This is a genomic window from Amycolatopsis sp. 505 (genome assembly GCF_031625235.1).
In the GTDB taxonomy this organism is placed as follows: Bacteria; Actinomycetota; Actinomycetes; order Mycobacteriales; family Pseudonocardiaceae; genus Amycolatopsis.
This window is the reverse complement of sequence record NZ_JACKQP010000019.1, coordinates 63,587-80,764: the sequence shown is the minus strand read 5'-3', so window position 1 is coordinate 80,764 and position 17,178 is coordinate 63,587. Positions and strand designations below refer to the sequence as shown.

The window sequence follows — 17,178 nt, the reverse complement described above, 5'->3', positions numbered from 1 at the left end:
GTCGAACGCAATTTCGTACCCCCACCCAGGTGAGTGAATTGCTCCGACGAGCCGAACTGCGCCGGGGAACGGGCCGTGTTCCCTCTTGACGGAGACGACAGAGGGGAGCGTGCCCGTGCACGAAGGGGCAGTGATCGCCGGCCGGTACCGCGTGCTCGGCCGGGCGGGTCACGGCGCGATGGGGGCCGTGTGGCGGGCGAAGGACGAGCGGCTCGACCGCCTGGTCGCGATCAAGCAGCTCTTCCCCGACTCCCCCGCCGATCCGGCGGCCGCCGAGCGCACGCGCGACCGGACGATCCGGGAGGCCCGCGTCACCGCCCGGCTGCGCCACCCCCACGCCGTCGTCGTGTACGACGTCGTCGAGCAGGGAACCGCGGCCTACATCACGATGGAGTACCTGCCGGCCCGGACGCTGACCGAACTGCTGGAGGAACAGGGCCCGCTGGTGCCGGAGTACGTGGCCGAACTGGGCGCCCAGCTCGCCTCGGCACTGGCCGCCGCGCACGCGGAAGGCGTGGTGCACCGCGACATCAGCCCCAACAACGTCCTGGTCACCACCGACGGCTCGGCGAAGATCACCGACTTCGGGGTGGCCCACGCGCACGGGGAGGGCACCGCGACCGGCCGCGGGCTGGTCGTCGGCACGCCCGCCTACCTCGCCCCGGAAGTCGCCGACGGCGAGGAACCCGGCTTCCCGTCCGACGTCTACTCACTCGGCGCGACCCTCTACACCGCACTCGAAGGGCGGCCGCCGTTCGGCACCGACGAAAACCAGCTGGCCCTGCTCAAGCGGGTCGGCGCCGGCGCCGTCACCCCGCCCGCCACCAGCGGCCCGGTCACCGACGCCGTCCTCCGGCTGCTCGCCCGGGATCCGGCCGCCCGTCCCGCGATGGCCGGGGCGGTCCGGCTGCTCACCCGCGCCACCGCGCCCGGCGTGACCCCGGTGGCGGTCCCGGCGGACCAGCCGCCCGCGCCGCCCCGGCGCCGCCGGTCCCGGCCGGCCTTCGCGGGGACGGCCCTGGCGCTGACGGCGGCCGCGGTCGTGGCGGCGACGTCGCTGCCGCCGGGCCGGGAGCCCGCGAGCGCGGCGGCCCAGCTGGCGTCGGCGCCGTCGGCGAACCCGGTCCCGTCCCGGACCACCGGCCCGCCCGGCTGCGCCGCCCGCTACGAGGTGGTGGAATCGTGGAACGGCGGCTTCAAGGGGCTGGTGACCGTGCGCAACAGCGGGCGGGCCGAGGTCACCGGGTGGACCGTCAGCTGGCCGACCCCGGCCGGGACGCGCATCGACGACCTGTGGAACGGCAGGCTCGTGCGAACCGGTGCCACCTCGGCGATCGTGAACGCCGAGTGGAATGCCCGGCTGAAGCCCGGCGAATCGACCACCTTCGGCTTCATCGCCCTGACCCGCGGCGGCCACCGCGGCCTGCCGGTCACCGACTGCCGTCCGGGGGAATGAATCGTTTTCGATCATCCGACGAAGGTGTCTTGACCAGCGTCGTTGACCGGCATTATGGTCGTCACCCACCCCACCTGTTAGCGCTAACTTCCGGCCGGACAACGGATCGGACAATGGGTCTCGAGAAAGTCCTCACGAAGATGACGAATTTCCGCGACGCGGCGGACGAAGCGCCCGGCGGCGGCCGCGGCGCGGTCACGATCACCGACGTCGCGAACGCGGCCGGCGTGTCCGCGAGCACGGTGTCCTACGTGATCACCGGGAAGCGGACGATCTCCCCGGCCACCCGGCGCCGGGTCGAGGAAACCATCCGCGCCCTCGGCTACCGGCGCCGCGGCAGCTCCCCGTCGCCCCGCGCCGGGATCCTCGCGGTGGCGGTGCCGCCGCTCGGCGACCGGCAGCTGGGCATGGAGATGGAATTCTTCTCCTCGGCCGCGGGCGCGGCCCGTGAACTCGGCTTCGACCTGCTCCTGGTCACCGACGACGAAGGCACGTCCGGCCTGCACCGGGTGACGTCGGCCGCGCTGGCCGACGCGGTGATCGTGCTGGACGCCGGCGACGACGACCCGCGCGTACCGGTCCTGCTGGCTTCCGGCCGCCCCGCGGTGCTGGTCGGCGCGCCGGGGCAGCACCGCGGGCTGGCGTCGGTGACGCTCGACTTCGCCCCGGCCGCCCGGGCCTGCCTGGCCCACCTCGCCGACCTGGGCCACCGGTCGGTCGCCCACCTCGGCCCGTCGGCGACCTCGCCCGGCCACCGGCTCCGGTACCTGAAGGGCTTCGAGGAAGCCTTCGGCGCGGCCGCCGAAGAGCGCGGCGTGAAAGCGATTTCCCCACCGTGCGCGTCGGCCGCCGAAGACGTTGCCCGCTGCCTGGACGAGCTGCTCGTCGAAGGTGGCCCGACCGCGCTGGTCGTCCGCGACGAAGCCGCTCTTCCGCTGGTGCTGGGCACCCTGCGCCGACGCGGGCGGCAGGTCCCGGCGGACATTTCGGTCGTCGCGATCTGTTCGGACACCGTGGCGGGCCAGCAGCGGATCCGGCCCACCGCGGTCGTCGTCCCGGCGGCCGAGCTGGGGGTGCTGTCGGTCCGGCAGGCGGTGCGCCAGCTCGACGGCGAACCGGCCGAGCCCGGCACCGTGGCGCCCGCGCTGGCCGCCGGGGAAAGCACCGCGGCGGCCCCGGCCGTCCGGCACGGGGCGACGCTCTCCGGCGGGTGAGAATTCCCGGACAATCGGCTTCCGGACCGAACCCGTCTCCCGTTGCGGCCGTATTTCCTCGTAGAGGGGTCGCCGACGTCGACAGGGGAGCACGGTGGCAGCGAAAAAGGGCGCATTGGCCGGGCGATACCGGCTGCTGGAACCGACCGGCGGGCGGGCGTGGCGGGCCAAGGACGAATTGCTGGACCGATTCGTCGTCGTCGATCGGCTGCCGCCGGGCTGCCCCTTCGACGCGGCCCATTCCGACCGCGTCCGGGCGAAGGCGATCCGCGACGCACGGGTGGCCGTCCGGCTGCACCACCCCCACGTCGTGGTGGTGCACGACGTCTTCGAACACGACCTGACGCCGTACGTGGTGACCGAGGACCTGGCGGCCGGCACCCTGGCCGAGCTGGTCGAGCGGCGCGGCGGCGTCCCGCCGGACCGCGTGGCGGCGCTCGGCGCCCAGCTGGCTTCGGCGCTGGCGGCCGCGCACGCCGACGGCATCCTCCACCGCGGGTTCGGCCCGGACAAGGTGCTGGTCACCGCGGACGGGACGGCCAAGATCGCGGGTTTCGGGCTGGGCACCGGCGGCTTCCCCGCCCCGGAGCTGGCCCGCGGCGCGAGCCCGGGGTGTCCCGCGGACGTCTATTCCTTGGGCGCCACACTGTACTTCGCGCTCGAAGGGCGGGTGCCGGGCACGGCCGTCCCGCCGCGGGCGCACGGGCCGGTCCTCGACGCCGTGCTGGACCTCGTGCGCCCGGAACCGGCGGCCCGCCCGTCGATGGCCGAGGCCGAGCGGATCCTCACCGATCTGGCGGTTTCCCGTCCCCTGGCGGCGATCCCGGCCCGGGCCGCGCGGTCCCGCAGCCGGGTCCTGGTGGCGGGCACGGTGTTCGCGCTCGCCCTCGGCACGGCGGTGACGACCCACGCGGCCCTCCGCCGTCTCGCGGCTCCCTGAGGGATCACCGCGTACGCACTCAGCGCCGTCACCGCCGCCGCGCCCGCGACCAGCCGGCGCATCAGGCGGTCGGGATCCGGTGCGTCCTTTTCCGAAGGCCCGGCCGCAGGCCGCCGAAGAAACGTGGTTGAATTCGACGATTTCACAGCGGCCGCGATTCCGCCGCGCTTCCGCACGATTCCCGCACCACGAGCGTCGGCCACAGCTGCAGCCGGTGCACCGGCCGCTCGGTCGTGTCCGCGAGCCGGGCCAGCGCGAGCTCGGCGGCCACCGCGCCCAGCCGGTGCTTCTGCGGGCACACCGCGGTCAGCGGCGGGTCGGACGCCGCCGCGACCTCGTCGTCGTAGGAAACCACCGCCAGCTCGCCGGGCACCGCGATGCCGCCGTCGCGGGCGCGCTGGATCAGGCCGATGGCCTCGCGGTCGGCGTGCACGAGCAACGCTCGGACGCCGGCGCGGCGGCAGCGGTCCAGCAGCGTGTCGTACTCCCCCGCCCACCCCGGGGAGCCGTAGACCGGGACGTCGAGGTCCAGCGCCGCGCCGGCGTCCAGGCCCAGGGAGGCGATCGTCTCCCGCCAGCCGGCCCGCAGCGCCCGGCTCGTCGGGCTGGACCGGGACGTCACCAGCCCCACCGCCCGGTGGCCGAGGGAAACCAGGTGCCGCACGGCCAGTCCCGCACCCAGCGCGTGCGCCGTGGTCGCCGCGTCCAGGGCCAGCGTGGGCAGCTCCGGCGGCGGCAGGCGTTCGACGAGCACCACCGGGACGCTCAGCGAACCCAGCCACCGCAGCAGGTCCAGCGCTCCGCGGCCGCTGGTGGCCGGCGCGGCCAAGAGCGTCTGCACCCCGCGTTCGAGGAGCGTGGTGATCTGACGGCGGTCCTCCGCCGCGTCGTAGCTGGACGCGCGCAGGACCAGCCGCCCACCGGCCGCGGCCACCGTGGATTGCGCGCCCTGGATCACCGGCGGCCAGTAGTACTCGACCGACGGCGCGACCATGCCGACCAGCGCGCCGGGCGCGGACGGGCCGAACGGCGACGCGGCGCGCCCGGGCTCCGGGTGGCCGCCGCGGGGCCGGGTCAGGGTGACGCCGCCGTGCACCCGCGTCAGCAGGCCGCGGTCCGCCAGCTCGGTGACGTCCCGCCGCACGGTGACCGCGGTGACGCCCAGCCGCGCCACCAGCTCGGTGAGCCGGACCGCGCCGTGTTCGCGCACCAGGGAAAGGATCAGCTGGTGCCGTTCGGAGGCGAGCATCATCGGACCTGCTCCAGCCGGACCCGCGCCGGGCCCTCGCGCACCAGCAGCGTGAGCCGGCTGAGGTGGGCGCCCCAGGAGGCCCGCAGCAGCGGGTCGTCCAGCGCCCGCCGCTCGAGTTCCGCGGTGGTGGCCAGGGGGTCCCAGCTCAGCCGCAGCACCCGCCGGCCGCCGAGGGACACGAACGCCTCGCCCTCGGCCAGCTCGACGTCCCCGGCGAGGACGTGCCGCAGCCGCACCGGCCGGACGCTGTCGTCGTCCTCCACGAGGACGTGTGCGGGTGTGTCCCGAACCAGCCGCACCGAACGGATCCATCGCGCCACGCCCGGGTAGGCCCCGGCGAGGTCCGCGGACAGCACGGCTTCGGACGCGGTGAGCCCGACCCGGACGTCCCGCGCCCCGAAGGCGTCCCCGGGTTCCTGCGTCACCCCCGGCTCGGGGACGTTGTGCCACTCGCTGCGCAGCGGCCAGGCGCGGTACCGGTCCGGCCCGAAGCTGCCCGCGGTGTAGGTCGGCTGCCCCACGTCGGCCACCACCGGCACGCCCTCGACGGCCACCCAGTAGGACCCGACGTCGAGGTGGTTGTGCCGCTCGCCGTTGTGCCCGGCCTTCACCGCCACGGTCAGCCCGCGCACCGAGCCCGCCGTCTCCCGGGCCACGAGCACCTGCACCCGCGGCAGCCACTGGTCGCGGGCCAGCCAGGTTCCGTCCGGATCCCCCGCCCACGCCTTGCGCCAGCCCGGGTCGGCCAGGGCGGACAGGGCCCGGCCGAGCCCGGCCTGCGGCCACACCGGCCGCCCGCTCGCGCGGGCCTGGCTCACCGCGTGCGCCCGGACCTCGTCGTCGCCGAGCAGCTCGCCCCACCGGTGCAGCACGTGCCACGGCTGGGCCAGGGGCAGGCGGGCCGGGGCGTCCCCGGCGTTGACGTACGCGTCGCCGCCCAGGTGCATCCGGTGCGGGAAGCGGATCAGCGGCGCCGGCAGGGGGAGCTCCCGCGCGTCGACGCCGGTGGCCCCGGCCAGCAGGTCGAGGCATTCCAGCAGGCGGCAGGCGCCGTGCCACCAGTAGGCGACGCCTTCGTCGATGCCGCCGTCGTCGGGCAGCACGGCGAGGTAGTGGTCGAGGCCTTCGACGACCAGCCGCACGAGCCGCTGTCGCCGCTCTTCGTCGTCGACGAGCAGGAGCGCGGCGGTGAGGACGGCGCTGTGGATCCACGGGTTCCAGTTGTGCGCGTCGCCGTCGAGGCCGAGCCAGTGCCAGTCTCGGACGCGCTCGAACGGCGTCAGCACCCGGTGTCCGACTTCGCGTCGCAGGCGACGGCGCACGCCCGGCGCCCGGGCGTCGAAGCGGGGCCCCAGCACGTGATCGGCCCAGGCGAGCAGGGACGCGACCTCCGCCGCGCCCAGGTCGAGGAACGGGTCGCCGGGATCGGCCAGCACCTCCCCGCGGGCGGCCGTGTGCCGGTCGTGCGGCGCCCAGCACCAGGTGGTGGCCTCGGCCAGCGCGACCAGGCCGTCGATCGCACCGTCCAAAACGGACAGTTCGTCGGTCAGCACCGCGGCCAGGACCAGCGTGGTCACGCGTTCGCGCAGCTCGCGGGCAGCGTCTTCGTAGTCGGTCCGGACGCCGTCGCGGAACGTCCGGGCCCACGCCGTGGCCGTCAGGACCGGCGCCGGCCGCGTGAGCAGAACGCGGGCGTCGGCGATCAGCGCGGCGCCGTCGGCCGCGTCCCAGACCGCCCGGTCGCGCACGTCCGGGAAGGCGGGCCGGGCCACCGGACGGCCGGCGAAGAGAGCGCTCAGAACCACGTTGTTCCTTCGCTTCTGATCGATTGTGATTGTTTTTGAGCTGAATTGTTGACTCGCACTATGGCACAGCCCGACAGTGACAGCCATCACTTCGACGGAGGAGCAATGACGCTTCGGGGATCGGCGGGACTGAACCGCCGGAGGTTCCTATCGGCCACGGCCGGGCTCGCGGCCGGCGGGCTGCTCGGCGGCTGCGCGTCGACGACCACGGCGTCCGGCGCGACCCGCGTGACCATCTGGTCGTGGCTCACCGGCATGGACAAGTACGTGGCCGCGTTCAACGCCGCGCACCCGGACATCGCGGTGGAGCTCAACGTGATCGCGTCCGGCCTGAAGGGCGGCTACGCCCAGCAGACCAACGCCCTGCGCGCCCACAACGCCCCGGACATCCTGCACGCGGAGTACCAGGGCCTGCCGCAGCTGCTCACCACCGGCGGCCTGCGCGACCTCACCGGCGACCTCGCGGACCTGGAGCGCGGCTACTCCCCCGCGGCCTGGCAGGGTGTCCGCCCCGGCGGCCGCACCTGGGCGGTCCCGATGGACCTCGCCCCGATGGTGTTCTACTACCGCAAGGACCTCTTCGACCGGCACGGCATCGCGGTGCCGCGCACGTGGGACGACTTCCGCACCGCCGCGCAGGCCGTCAAGAAGGCCGACCCGGCCGCGCGCGTGACGACGTTCCCGCTCAACGACGGCTCCTTCTTCGCCGGGATGTGCTGGCAGGCGGGCGATCCCTGGTGGCGGGTCGACGGCGGGTCGTGGCGGGTGAACATCGACGGCGCCGGCACCCTGCGCACCGCGGACCACTGGCAGGGCCTGATCCGCGACGGCCTGGTCGCCACCGCCCCGACCGGCGACCAGGACTGGATCGGGGCGATGCACACCGGACGGCTGTGGGGCCTGCTCGGCGCGTCCTGGAGCGTCGGCTCGCTGGTGAAGTCCATCCCGCGGGACAAGAGCCGCTGGGCGGTCGCCACCATGCCGACCTGGGACGGCGTCCCGGCCAACGGCGTGCAGGGCGGCAGCGCGTTCGCCGTCTCGGCCGAGAGCAAGGTGCCCGATGCCGCCGTGAAGTTCCTGCGCTGGCTGAGCACCGACCCGGCGGTCGCGAAGATCGGCACGACCTTCACGACGCCGTTCCCCGGCTACCTGCCGAGCCGGGACGTCGCCCGGAAGGCCTACCAAGGCGGGTACTTCCTCGGCGCCCCGGTGTACGACGTGCTCGACGAAGCCGCCCGGCGCGTCCCGGACTGGACGTGGGGTCCCAACGCGTTGCGGACGTTCTCCACCGTCGTCGACCGGATGGGCGGGGTGAAGACCGGCGGCACGACGCTGGCCGCCGCCGTCCGGCAGACACAGGCCGGCGCCGTCGCCGAGCTGCGCGAGCGGGGTTTGACCGTGCTGGAAGGGAAAGCCTGATGACCGTCCTCACCCCGGAACGCGCCGCGAGGGTGCCGGCGCAGGCCCGCCCCGGCACCGCCACCCCGGCCCGCCGTGGCCACGGCCGGGCCGGCCTCGTGCTGGCCGCACCGTTCGCGCTCCTGCTGACCGCCACCGTGCTCGTGCCCATCGGGTACGCGCTCTACCTCAGCCTGTTCACCGATCGCCTGTCCGGCCTGGGTTTCTCCGGCCCGACGCAGGCGTTCGTCGCGCTCGGCAACTACGTCGACGTGCTCACCGACAGCGCCTTCCACGCCGGCCTCGGCAACGTGGCGCTGTTCGTCCTGGTGCACATCCCGATCATGCTCGGCCTGGCCCTGCTGCTGGCCCTGCTGGTCGACTCGGCCGTCGTGCGGCTCAAGCGGGTCTTCTCCCTCGCCGTTTTCCTGCCCTACGCGGTGCCGACGGTGATCACCGGGCTCATCTGGGCCTACCTCTACAGCCCGAACTCGGGGCTGACCGCGCTCTTGCCGTTCGACCCGCTGGGCAAGACCGGCATCCTGCCCTCGATCGTGAACATCGCGACCTGGCAGTGGGTCGGCTACAACATGATCATCTTCTACACGGCGCTGCAAGCGGTCCCGCGCGACGTCCTCGAAGCCGCGCGCGCCGACGGCGCCGGGGGCGTCCGGACGGCGTGGTCGGTCAAGGTCCCGATGATCCGGCCGACCATGTTCGTCGCCCTCGTGTTCACCGTCATCGGGTCCCTGCAGCTGTTCACCGAACCCCTGGTGCTGCGCGGCTTCACCGGCTCGGTGACGAGCACCTGGTCCCCGAGCCTGTACGTCTACGAGGCCGCGTTCATCGCCAACGACTACGGCCGCGCCGCCGCCGCGTCCGTGCTGCTGGCGCTCGTTTCCGCCCTGCTCTCGGCGCTGGTCATGCGCCTGTCCGACCGGAGGTCCCGGTGACCCTGTCCCCTGCCGGTTCGAGGTGGACGTCCCGCACCGTCGTGCACGTCCTGCTGGTGCTGGCCGCGCTGTACGCGGTCCTGCCGCTGGTCTGGCTGGTCACCTCGGCGACCAAGTCCGTCGGCGACTTCTCCACCACCGGGGCGTTCGAGTTCGGGCAGTTCGACCTCGGCGCCAACCTCAGCACCCTGTTCACCCAGGACGGCGGCGTCTTCCTCGCCTGGATCCGCAACTCGCTGCTCTACGCCGGCCTCGGCGCGGTGCTCGGGTCGCTGATCTGCGCCGCCTGCGGGTACGCGATCGCGAAGCTCGACTTCCCGGGCCGCCGCGCGCTGTTCGCGGTGACGCTGGCCGGCGTGCTCGTGCCGACGACCGCGCTGGCCCTGCCGCTGTACCTGCTGGCCTCGCAACTGGAGGTCGTCGGCACGTTCTGGGCGGTCTTCATCCCGTTGCTGACCAACCCCTTCGGCGTCTACCTCGCCCGCGTCTACGCCGAGGCCGCGGTGCCCGGTGAGGTCCTCGAAGCCGCCCGGACCGACGGCGCGGGCGAGCTGCGGACGTTCTTCACCATCGCGCTGCCGATGATGCGGCCCGGCCTGGTCACCATCTTCCTGTTCCAGTTCGTCGGGATCTGGAACAACTTCTTCCTGCCGCTGGTGATGCTCACCGACCCGAAGCTGTTCCCGATGAGCCTCGGCCTGTACCAGTGGAGCACGCGCGTGACCCAGTTCCCGCAGTACAACCCGCTCGTCATCACCGGCTCCCTGCTGGCCGTGCTGCCGCTGGTCGTCGCGTTCGTCCTGCTGCACCGGCAATGGCGGTCCGGGCTGGCGGCGGGCAGCGTCAAGTGACGCGGCGCCCGGAGACCCTGCTGGTGATGGCGCGGGACACGATGGAGCTGCAGTTCGGCGCGGGCGAGCTGGCCCGGTTGCGCGCCACGGCCCGGCTGGGCGAGCCTCTGTGCACCGACGAATTGGCCTCGGACGCGGTGCGCGCGCGGCTGGCGGAGGTGGAGGTGCTGATCACGTCCTGGGGCTGTCCCCCGCTCGACGACGCTGTCCTGCGGGCCGCGCCGAACCTGCGGGCGGTGCTGCACGCCGCCGGCAGCGTCCGGGACCACGTCGGCGCGGCGGTGTTCGACCGCGGCCTGCTGGTCACCACGGCCGCCGACGCCAACGCCGAGCCGGTCGCCCAGTACACGCTGGGCGCGATCCTGTGGGCGTTCAAGAAGGTGCCGTTCCTGGCCGCCGACGCCCGGAAGTTCCGGGAGGACTGGGGTTACCGCGAGCAGCGCGGCGAGCTGTCCGGCCGCGACCGGACGGTGGTGCTGGTCGGCTTCTCCCGCGTCGGACGGCGGGTCGCCGCGCTGCTGCGGCTGCTGGACCTGGCGCGCGTGCTCGTCGTCGACCCGGTGGCCGGCCCGGGCGAGATCCGGGCGGCCGGGGCCGAACCCGCTTCCTTGGCCGAGGCCCTGCCCCAGGCGGACGTGCTGAGCCTGCACGCGCCGTCGCTGCCGGAGACGCGGCACATGATCGGCGCCGCCGAGCTGGCCGCCCTGCCGCCCGGCGCGGTGCTGATCAACACCGCACGTGGCGCGCTGGTCGACACCGCGGCGCTCGAACACGCCTGCGCCGCCGACGGCCTGCACGCCGTCCTCGACGTCACCGAGCCCGAGCCGCTGCCCGCCGGGTCCCCGCTCTACGACCTGCCGAACGTGGTGCTGACGCCGCACATCGCGGGGTCACTGGGCTCGGAGACCCGCCGGATGAGCGCCGAGGCGCTCGGCGAGCTGGAACGGTACGTCGCCGGCTTGCCGCCCCGGGCCCCGGTGACCCGGCATTCCCTGGCCGTGCAGGCATGACCGCCGTCGAGGGTCCGAACGCCGCGAATGACTCATTCGGGACGTCGGAGGTCCCGAATGAGTCATTCGCGACACCGGCGACCGCGGTCGAGGACCGGCGGCTGTCGCCGTACACCGGCTGGACCCGGGCGCACTGGGCGGCCTACGCCGACCGGCTGCTCGCGGCGGCCGGGCAGTACCGGTCGCCGGCGGGCGCCCGGCTCGACCTGCCCGGCCCGGCCAGCCGCAACGGCCGTGTCTCGGATGGCCTGGAAGGGTTCGCCCGGACGTTCCTGATCGCCGGGTTCCGCGTGGCCGGGGAGGGCGGCGCGGACCCGGGCGGGGTGCTGGAGCACTACGCGCGCGGGCTGGCGGCCGGCACCGATCCGGCGTCACCCGAGGCCTGGCCGCGGCCCGACGAGCTCGGCCAGGCCAAAGTGGAAGCCGCGTCGATCGCGCTGGTCCTCCAGCTGACCCGGCCGTGGCTGTGGGACCGCTTGGACGACGGCGTGCGCGAGCGGGTCGTCACCTGGCTCGCGACGGTGATCGGGCAGCCCTACCCGCCGATCAACTGGGTGTGGTTCCGGATCGTCGTGGAGTCGTTCCTGCGCGAGGCAGGCGGCCCGTGGTCGGCGGCGGACGTCGAGGAGGACCTGGCCGTGCACGCGTCGCTGCGGCGGCCGGGCGGCTGGCTCAGCGACGGCGACGAGCGCGCCTACGACCACTACACGGGCTGGGCGTTGCACCTGTATCCGCTGCTGTGGACGCACTTCTTCGACGTCACCGGCACCCTGTGCCCCGGCTCGCTGCGGCTGCAGTGGGGCGCGGACCTGCGCGAGTACCTCGACGACGCCGTCCGGCTGGTGGGCAGCGACGGCTCGCCGTTGCTGCAGGGCCGCAGCCTGGTCTACCGCTTCGCGGCCGCGGCACCGTTCTGGGTGGGTGCGCTGACCGGGACGTCGGGGCTGGCCCCCGGCTTGACGCGCCGGGTGGCGGGCGGGATGGTCCGGCACTTCGGCGCCTCCGACGACCTGCTCACCCTCGGCTGGCACCACGCCTGGCCCGCGATGCGCCAGGCGTACTCCGGGCCCGGGTCGCCGTATTGGGCGGCCAAAGGCCTGCTGGGGCTCGCGCTGCCCGCGCACCATCCCGTGTGGACGGACGTCGAACGGCCGCTGCCGATCGAGACGGGGGACGTCGCCCGGGTGGTCGCCGCGCCGGGCTGGCTGGTGTCGGGACGGCGCCGCGACGGCATCGCCCTGGTGGTCAACCACGGCACGGACCACGCCCGCCCCGGCGACCCGCGCTCCGACGCGCCGCTCTACGCCCGGCTCGGCTATTCGACGGCGACGTTCCCCGCGGCCGCGGTGCCCGACAACACGGTGGCCGTGCTCGACGCGGACGGCCGGGCGAGCCACCGGGCGGGGTTCTCGACGTGCTACGCGACCGAACTGCCGGGCGGCGTGCTGGCCGCGGCGTCCCAGGGCCGGGTCCGCTGGGTCGACACGTCCGCCGACGACTCCCCCGACCACGGCTCCGGCCGCGGCGGGCCGGTGGTGGCCGGGCCGGTGCTGACGGTGGTGTCCGTGGTGCGGCGGGGTGTCGAGGTGCGGCTCGCGCGGCTCGACCACGTCGATGACGGGGTGTGTTCGCTGCGGCTGAGCGGCTGGCCGGTCTCGGGCGAGACACCGCCGGAAACCCAGGCGGCTTCCGCACGGACTCCGGAGCTCCGGTCGGAAGTGCGTCCGCTGCGGGGGTTCACCACGGCGGACGTGGTGGTCGAGTCCGGTGTCTCTCCCCTGGGTGAGTGGACCGCGATCCCGTTCGTCGCCACCGAAGGGCCGCCGGAGCCGGGAGCCGTGTACGCCGCCGTGGTGGTCTTGGACCGCGGCGGCCCGGACGACGCCGATCCGTCGTTGACGGTCGCCGGGGACGGCCGCGCTGTCACGCTGACCTGGCCCGACGGCGTCACCGCGCGAGTCGCGATGCCCGCTCCGGCGTGATGCCGGTGCGACGGCGGCGGGCCGGTGCCAGCGACGTCGGGTGCGAGACGCTCCAGGCCGCGCTCTTGCAGATCAATTCCTTGACGCGCGCGGCCGTCTTGCCGGTGAGGGCGGACGGTTTCGGCTGGTCGTCGTGGGTCACCCACTGCACGACGGCGTCGTGGCGGCCGAGGCTGATGCACTGGGCGGCGTAGCCGATCTTGTTCTCCGGCAGCGGGCGTCCGGTCAGCCGGGCGGCGATCGCGTCGGCCGCCTGGTGGGCCGTCGGCACCCCCGACGCGCAGGACATCCGCAACGGCGCGCCGTTCGCGCCCGGGGCGAGCGCGGCGTCACCGACGGCGTAGACGTCGGCGTGCGAGACCGACCGCATCGTCTCGTCGACGACGACCTGCCCGGTCGCCGACACCGCCAGCGTCGTGGCCGCGGCGATCGGGTGGACCGCGAACCCGGCCGTCCACACGGTCACCTGCGCCGGGATCACGCGGCCGTCGGCGGTGCTCGCCGTGGCCGGCTCGACGCTCGTGACGGCCGTGTTCTCGTGCACGGTGATACCGAGCCGGTCGAACGCCTTCCGCAGGTGGTCGCGGCCCTTCTCGCTCAGCCAGTCCCCGAGGCCACCGCGAGCGGCGAAGGCGACGTCGAGGTCCGGGCGGGCTTCGGCGATCTCGGTGACGCTTTCGATCCCGGTGAGGCCACCGCCGACGACGAGCACGGCCCCGCCCGCGGGGAGCTCGGCCAGCCGCGCCCGCAGGCGCAGCGCGGCTTCCTTGCCCGCGACGCTGTGGGCGTGCTCGGGGACGTCGGCGGCGGTGCTGCCGAGGGCGTAGACGAGCGTGTCGTAGGCGAGCTCCTCACCACCCGCGAGGGCGACGCGCCGGCGTTCGGCGTCGACGGCGGCGACCCGCGCGATCCGCACCTGCACGCCGGTGCCCGCGAAGACCTCCGCCAGCGGGCGGGGCTTGAGGTCCTGGCCGGTCGCCAGCTGGTGCATGCGGACGCGCTCGACGAACTCGGGCTCCGCGTTGACGAGGGTGATCTCGGTATCGGCGGGGTGCAGGCGCTTGGCGAGGCGGCCGGCGGCGTTGGCGCCGGCGTACCCGGCCCCGAGGACGACGATGCGGTGCTTCATGGTTTTGCTCCTGTCCGGTCGGTGTGTGCTTCCTGAACCGGACAGCGGCGCGAAACCTGACAGAAGTCGGCTGTGACCTGAGTCACCAGGTGCCGGCGAGTGGCTCCCCGTGCTCGACGGCGTCCCACTGCCCCCTCGCGCGGGCGAGCTTGGCGGGGTTCGCCTGGGCGTGGACCCCCGCGATGCCGTCCGCCGTGACGTCCAGCGCGAAGACGCCGACGACCCGGTCGCCGACCACCATGACCAGCGCCGGCGCGCCGTTGGCGACCGCGGCGTAGAGGTCGGGGCGGCCGCCGACCATCTCCCACTTGGCCTCGCTCGGCGTGAACAGCGTGCGCAGGAACCGCGCCACCCGCAGGGCACCGGTGATCGGCCGCGGCACCGAGAACACCACGCCGCCACCGTCGCCGATGCTGATCGCGTCGTCGGCCAGCAGCTTCACGAGCGAGTCGGTCCGGCCGCTGAGCGCCGCGGCGAGGAACTCCTCGACGATCCTGCGGGCGGCGGCCGCGTCGACCTCGACCCGGCGGTGGTCGGCGACGAGGTGCTGCTTGGCGCGCCGGTGGATCTGCTGGCAGTTGGCCTCGGTGAGGTCGAGCACCTCGGCGATCTCGCCGTGCGAGTACCCGAACGCTTCGCGCAGCACGTACACGACGCGTTCCTTGGCCGAAAGCCGCTCCATCAGCGTGAGCATCGCGATGGACACCGATTCCCGCTGTTCGACGGTGTCGGAGGGACCGAGCATGCGGTCCCCGGCGAAGACCGGCTCCGGAAGCCACTGGCCGACGTAGGTCTCCCGCCGGGCCCGCGCCGAGGTGAGCCGGTTGAGGCAGAGGTTGGTGAGCACCTTCGTCAGCCACGCCTCGGGCGTCTCGACGAGCTCCCGGTCCGCGGCTTGCCAGCGCAGGAAGGTGTCCTGCACGGCGTCCTCGGCATCGGTGGCCGACCCGAGCAGGCGGTAGGCGATGGCCTCCAGCCGCGCCCTGGCCCCCTCGAACACCTCGAGCTCGTGCGTCCCCACAGACATGGCCCCAGTGAACCATCCGCCCCGTACGCGCGTGCGAAGATCGCGGGGTGTCGCCGACTTCCTCCCGCCCGCGCTCGTTCTGGGACGACGCGGTGGTGTACCAGCTCTATGTCCGTTCCTTCGCCGACAGCGACGGCGACGGCGTCGGAGACCTCGGCGGGGTGATCCGGCGGCTCGGGCACATCGCCGGGCTCGGCGCCGACGCGATCTGGCTCAACCCCTGCTACCCCTCGCCGCAGGCGGACCACGGCTACGACATCGCGGACTACCTCGGCGTCAACCCCGACTACGGCAGTCTCGAGACGTTCGACCGCCTGGTCGCCGAGGCGCACGCCCGCGGCCTGCGGATCCTGATGGACCTGGTGCCCAACCACTGCTCCGAGCAGCATCCGTGGTTCACCGCGGCGCTGGCCGCCGGCCCCGGTTCCCCCGAGCGGGCGCGGTTCGTCTTCCGCGACGGCCGGGGCGACGAGCCGCCCAACAACTGGCAGTCGGTCTTCGGCGGTCCGGCGTGGACCCGCGTCACCGAACCCGACGGCACGCCCGGGCAGTGGTACCTGCACCTGTTCACCCGCGAGCAGCCGGACTTCGACTGGCGCAACGCGGAGGTGCTGGCGTACTTCGACGACGTCCTGCGCTTCTGGTTCGACCGCGGCGTGGACGGCTTCCGCATCGACGTCTGCCACGGCCTGATCAAGGACGCGGCCCTGCGCGACTGGGACCCGGCGGACGGCGGCTACAACGCGTACAGCTGGAACCGGCCGGAGGTGCACGAGATCTTCCGGAGGTGGCGCGCGCTGGCGGCCGGCTACGGCCCGGAGCGCGACCTGCTGCTGGTCGGCGAGGTCTGGGTGCCGGACCCGGCCGATCTGGACAGCTACCTGCGTCCGGACGAACTGCACCAGGCCTTCTCGTTCGACCTGCTCGTCCAGCCGTGGGAGGCAGGCGCCCTGCGCGGCGCGATCGAGCGCGCCACGGCCCGCACCGAGGTCCACGGCGCCCCGGCGGCGTGGACGCTGGCCAACCACGACGTCCACCGGGCGGTGACGCGGTACGGGATCGTCCGCCCGGAACCGGCCCCGGAGAGCAACGACGCCTTCGCGGCGCTGATGCGCCCCCGCGGCGAAGTCGACGTCGAGCTCGGCGACCGCAGGGCCCGCGCGGCGCTGCTCCTCGTGCTGGCCCTGCCGGGTTCGGTGTTCCTGTACCAGGGCGAGGAGCTCGGCCTGCCGGAAGTCCAGGACCTGCCCGACGAGGCCCGCCAGGACCCGGTGTTCCACCGGACGGGCGGCCTCGAGAAGGGCCGCGACGGCTGCCGGGTCCCGCTGCCGTGGGTCGCGGACGCGCCGGCGTTCGGGTTCGGCACCGGGACGCCGTGGCTGCCGCAGCCGGAGTGGTTCGGCCGCTACGCCGTCGACGTGCAGGAGAAGGACGACACGTCGACGCTGCAGCTGTACCGCCGCGCGGTCCGGGCGCGGCGGGAACGGCAGCTCGGCGCGCCGGGCCCGGTCGAGTGGCTGGACACGGGCGCGCCCGGGGTCCTCGCGTTCCGGCGCGGAGACCTGGTGTGCGTGGTGAACACCGGAGGCACGCCGTTCACCGTGCCGGACGGCTGGGGCGAGGCCGTGCTCACCAGCGGCGGGTCCGCCGTGGTGGCGGCCGACGCGGCGGCCTGGTTCACGCCTGCGGGCTCCTGAGCCCGGGCGGGTGGTTCGCGGGTTCGACGCCGAGGGCCGCGACCAAGTCGGCCACCCGGTGGTGCGCCTCCAACGGGTGACGCAGCCGGCCTTCCGGGTGGATCTTGTAGTGGTTGCGGCGGCCGACCCGCTCGCGCTCCACGTAGCCCTCGGCGATCAGGTCGGCGAGGATCAGCTGCACGCCGCGTTCGGTGATCCCGACGCGCCCGGCGATGTCGTGCAGCGTGCGGTCGGGATCCGCGGCCACGCAGAGCAGGACGTGCGCGTGGTTGCTGAGGAACGTCCACGAGGCCATACCGGCCACAGTAGACGTCCGAACTTGACAGACGAAGAGCAGTTCGTCATTCTGGTGGCAGCGGAGGGGAGTACCCGCCCGGTCCGGCATCGTCAATCCGGCTGCCCCAGAGCAGCCCGGTGCCGGCGTCACCTTCGGGTGACCGGGGAGACCTCCGGTTCGTCACCGA

At 74.1% G+C, this 17,178-nt stretch carries 14 protein-coding genes; 9 read left to right on the top strand and 5 right to left on the bottom strand.

The annotated features are described in order from the left end of the window. The first annotated feature begins 115 nt into the window (after positions 1-115). The 3 genes from H5965_RS44140 (at position 116) to H5965_RS44130 (ending at position 3,610) form a co-directional block, all read left to right on the top strand. Positions 116-1,456: a serine/threonine-protein kinase gene (locus H5965_RS44140; protein WP_310977277.1), complete on the top strand. Its 1,341-nt coding sequence runs from the start codon at positions 116-118 to the stop codon at positions 1,454-1,456. 113 nt (positions 1,457-1,569) lie between these two features. After that, on the top strand, positions 1,570-2,670 hold the full coding sequence (locus tag H5965_RS44135; protein WP_310977276.1) for a LacI family DNA-binding transcriptional regulator: 1,101 nt from the start codon (positions 1,570-1,572) through the stop codon (positions 2,668-2,670). 94 nt (positions 2,671-2,764) lie between these two features. Next, entirely contained in the window at positions 2,765-3,610 is an 846-nt protein-coding gene (locus H5965_RS44130) for a protein kinase domain-containing protein (protein WP_310977275.1), read from the top strand. Between the two features lie 142 nt (positions 3,611-3,752). On the opposite strand, the gene H5965_RS44125 is transcribed toward H5965_RS44130, so the two are convergent. Together H5965_RS44125 and H5965_RS44120 are read right to left on the bottom strand one after the other, a co-directional pair. Further along, complete coding sequence (locus H5965_RS44125; protein ID WP_310977274.1) at positions 3,753-4,862, bottom strand: substrate-binding domain-containing protein; 1,110 nt, start codon at positions 4,860-4,862, stop codon at positions 3,753-3,755. Beyond that, complete coding sequence (locus H5965_RS44120; protein ID WP_310977273.1) at positions 4,859-6,667, bottom strand: heparinase II/III family protein; 1,809 nt, start codon at positions 6,665-6,667, stop codon at positions 4,859-4,861. Before H5965_RS44120 ends, H5965_RS44125 begins: the two co-directional genes overlap by 4 nt. A gap of 105 nt (positions 6,668-6,772) precedes the next feature. On the opposite strand from H5965_RS44120, the gene H5965_RS44115 reads away from it, so the two are divergent. The 5 genes from H5965_RS44115 to H5965_RS44095 are packed head-to-tail and all read left to right on the top strand — an operon-like array spanning position 6,773 to position 12,861. Next, positions 6,773-8,086, top strand: a complete 1,314-nt coding sequence (locus H5965_RS44115) for a sugar ABC transporter substrate-binding protein (RefSeq protein ID WP_310977272.1) — start codon at positions 6,773-6,775, stop codon at positions 8,084-8,086. Further along, positions 8,086-9,018, top strand: a complete 933-nt coding sequence (locus H5965_RS44110; protein ID WP_310977271.1) for a sugar ABC transporter permease — start codon at positions 8,086-8,088, stop codon at positions 9,016-9,018. Before H5965_RS44115 ends, H5965_RS44110 begins: the two co-directional genes overlap by 1 nt. A gap of 41 nt (positions 9,019-9,059) precedes the next feature. Further along, positions 9,060-9,869 carry a carbohydrate ABC transporter permease gene (locus H5965_RS44105; protein WP_310977314.1) on the top strand — a complete coding sequence of 270 codons (810 nt, stop codon included), beginning with the start codon at positions 9,060-9,062 and terminating at the stop codon, positions 9,867-9,869. Further along, on the top strand, positions 9,866-10,879 hold the full coding sequence (locus H5965_RS44100; protein WP_310977270.1) for a hydroxyacid dehydrogenase: 1,014 nt from the start codon (positions 9,866-9,868) through the stop codon (positions 10,877-10,879). Before H5965_RS44105 ends, H5965_RS44100 begins: the two co-directional genes overlap by 4 nt. Next, positions 10,876-12,861: a DUF2264 domain-containing protein gene (locus H5965_RS44095; protein ID WP_310977269.1), complete on the top strand. Its 1,986-nt coding sequence runs from the start codon at positions 10,876-10,878 to the stop codon at positions 12,859-12,861. Before H5965_RS44100 ends, H5965_RS44095 begins: the two co-directional genes overlap by 4 nt. Here H5965_RS44095 and H5965_RS44090 read toward each other — a convergent pair. Beyond that, positions 12,827-13,990 carry an FAD-dependent oxidoreductase gene (locus H5965_RS44090; RefSeq protein WP_310977268.1) on the bottom strand — a complete coding sequence of 388 codons (1,164 nt, stop codon included), beginning with the start codon at positions 13,988-13,990 and terminating at the stop codon, positions 12,827-12,829. The two genes, H5965_RS44095 and H5965_RS44090, sit on opposite strands and share 35 nt — an antisense overlap. Positions 13,991-14,072: 82 nt before the next feature. Beyond that, on the bottom strand, positions 14,073-15,017 hold the full coding sequence (gene sigJ, locus H5965_RS44085) for an RNA polymerase sigma factor SigJ (protein WP_310977267.1): 945 nt from the start codon (positions 15,015-15,017) through the stop codon (positions 14,073-14,075). 47 nt (positions 15,018-15,064) lie between these two features. Between sigJ and H5965_RS44080 the strand changes: the two genes are divergently transcribed. Beyond that, on the top strand, positions 15,065-16,714 hold the full coding sequence (locus H5965_RS44080; protein ID WP_310977266.1) for a glycoside hydrolase family 13 protein: 1,650 nt from the start codon (positions 15,065-15,067) through the stop codon (positions 16,712-16,714). Here H5965_RS44080 and H5965_RS44075 read toward each other — a convergent pair. Continuing rightward, entirely contained in the window at positions 16,695-17,009 is a 315-nt protein-coding gene (locus H5965_RS44075; protein WP_310977265.1) for a winged helix-turn-helix domain-containing protein, read from the bottom strand. The genes H5965_RS44080 and H5965_RS44075 overlap by 20 nt on opposite strands. Positions 17,010-17,178 lie beyond the last annotated feature (169 nt).

Coding starts and splice junctions, on each gene's coding strand:
- H5965_RS44090 (WP_310977268.1), bottom strand. CDS start 13,990: ATGAAGCACCGCATCGTCGTCCTCGGGGCCGGGTACGCCGGCGCCAAC.
- H5965_RS44135 (WP_310977276.1), top strand. CDS start 1,570: ATGGGTCTCGAGAAAGTCCTCACGAAGATGACGAATTTCCGCGACGCG.
- H5965_RS44110 (WP_310977271.1), top strand. CDS start 8,086: ATGACCGTCCTCACCCCGGAACGCGCCGCGAGGGTGCCGGCGCAGGCC.
- H5965_RS44075 (WP_310977265.1), bottom strand. CDS start 17,009: ATGGCCTCGTGGACGTTCCTCAGCAACCACGCGCACGTCCTGCTCTGC.
- H5965_RS44115 (WP_310977272.1), top strand. CDS start 6,773: ATGACGCTTCGGGGATCGGCGGGACTGAACCGCCGGAGGTTCCTATCG.
- H5965_RS44095 (WP_310977269.1), top strand. CDS start 10,876: ATGACCGCCGTCGAGGGTCCGAACGCCGCGAATGACTCATTCGGGACG.
- sigJ (WP_310977267.1), bottom strand. CDS start 15,017: ATGTCTGTGGGGACGCACGAGCTCGAGGTGTTCGAGGGGGCCAGGGCG.
- H5965_RS44125 (WP_310977274.1), bottom strand. CDS start 4,862: ATGATGCTCGCCTCCGAACGGCACCAGCTGATCCTTTCCCTGGTGCGC.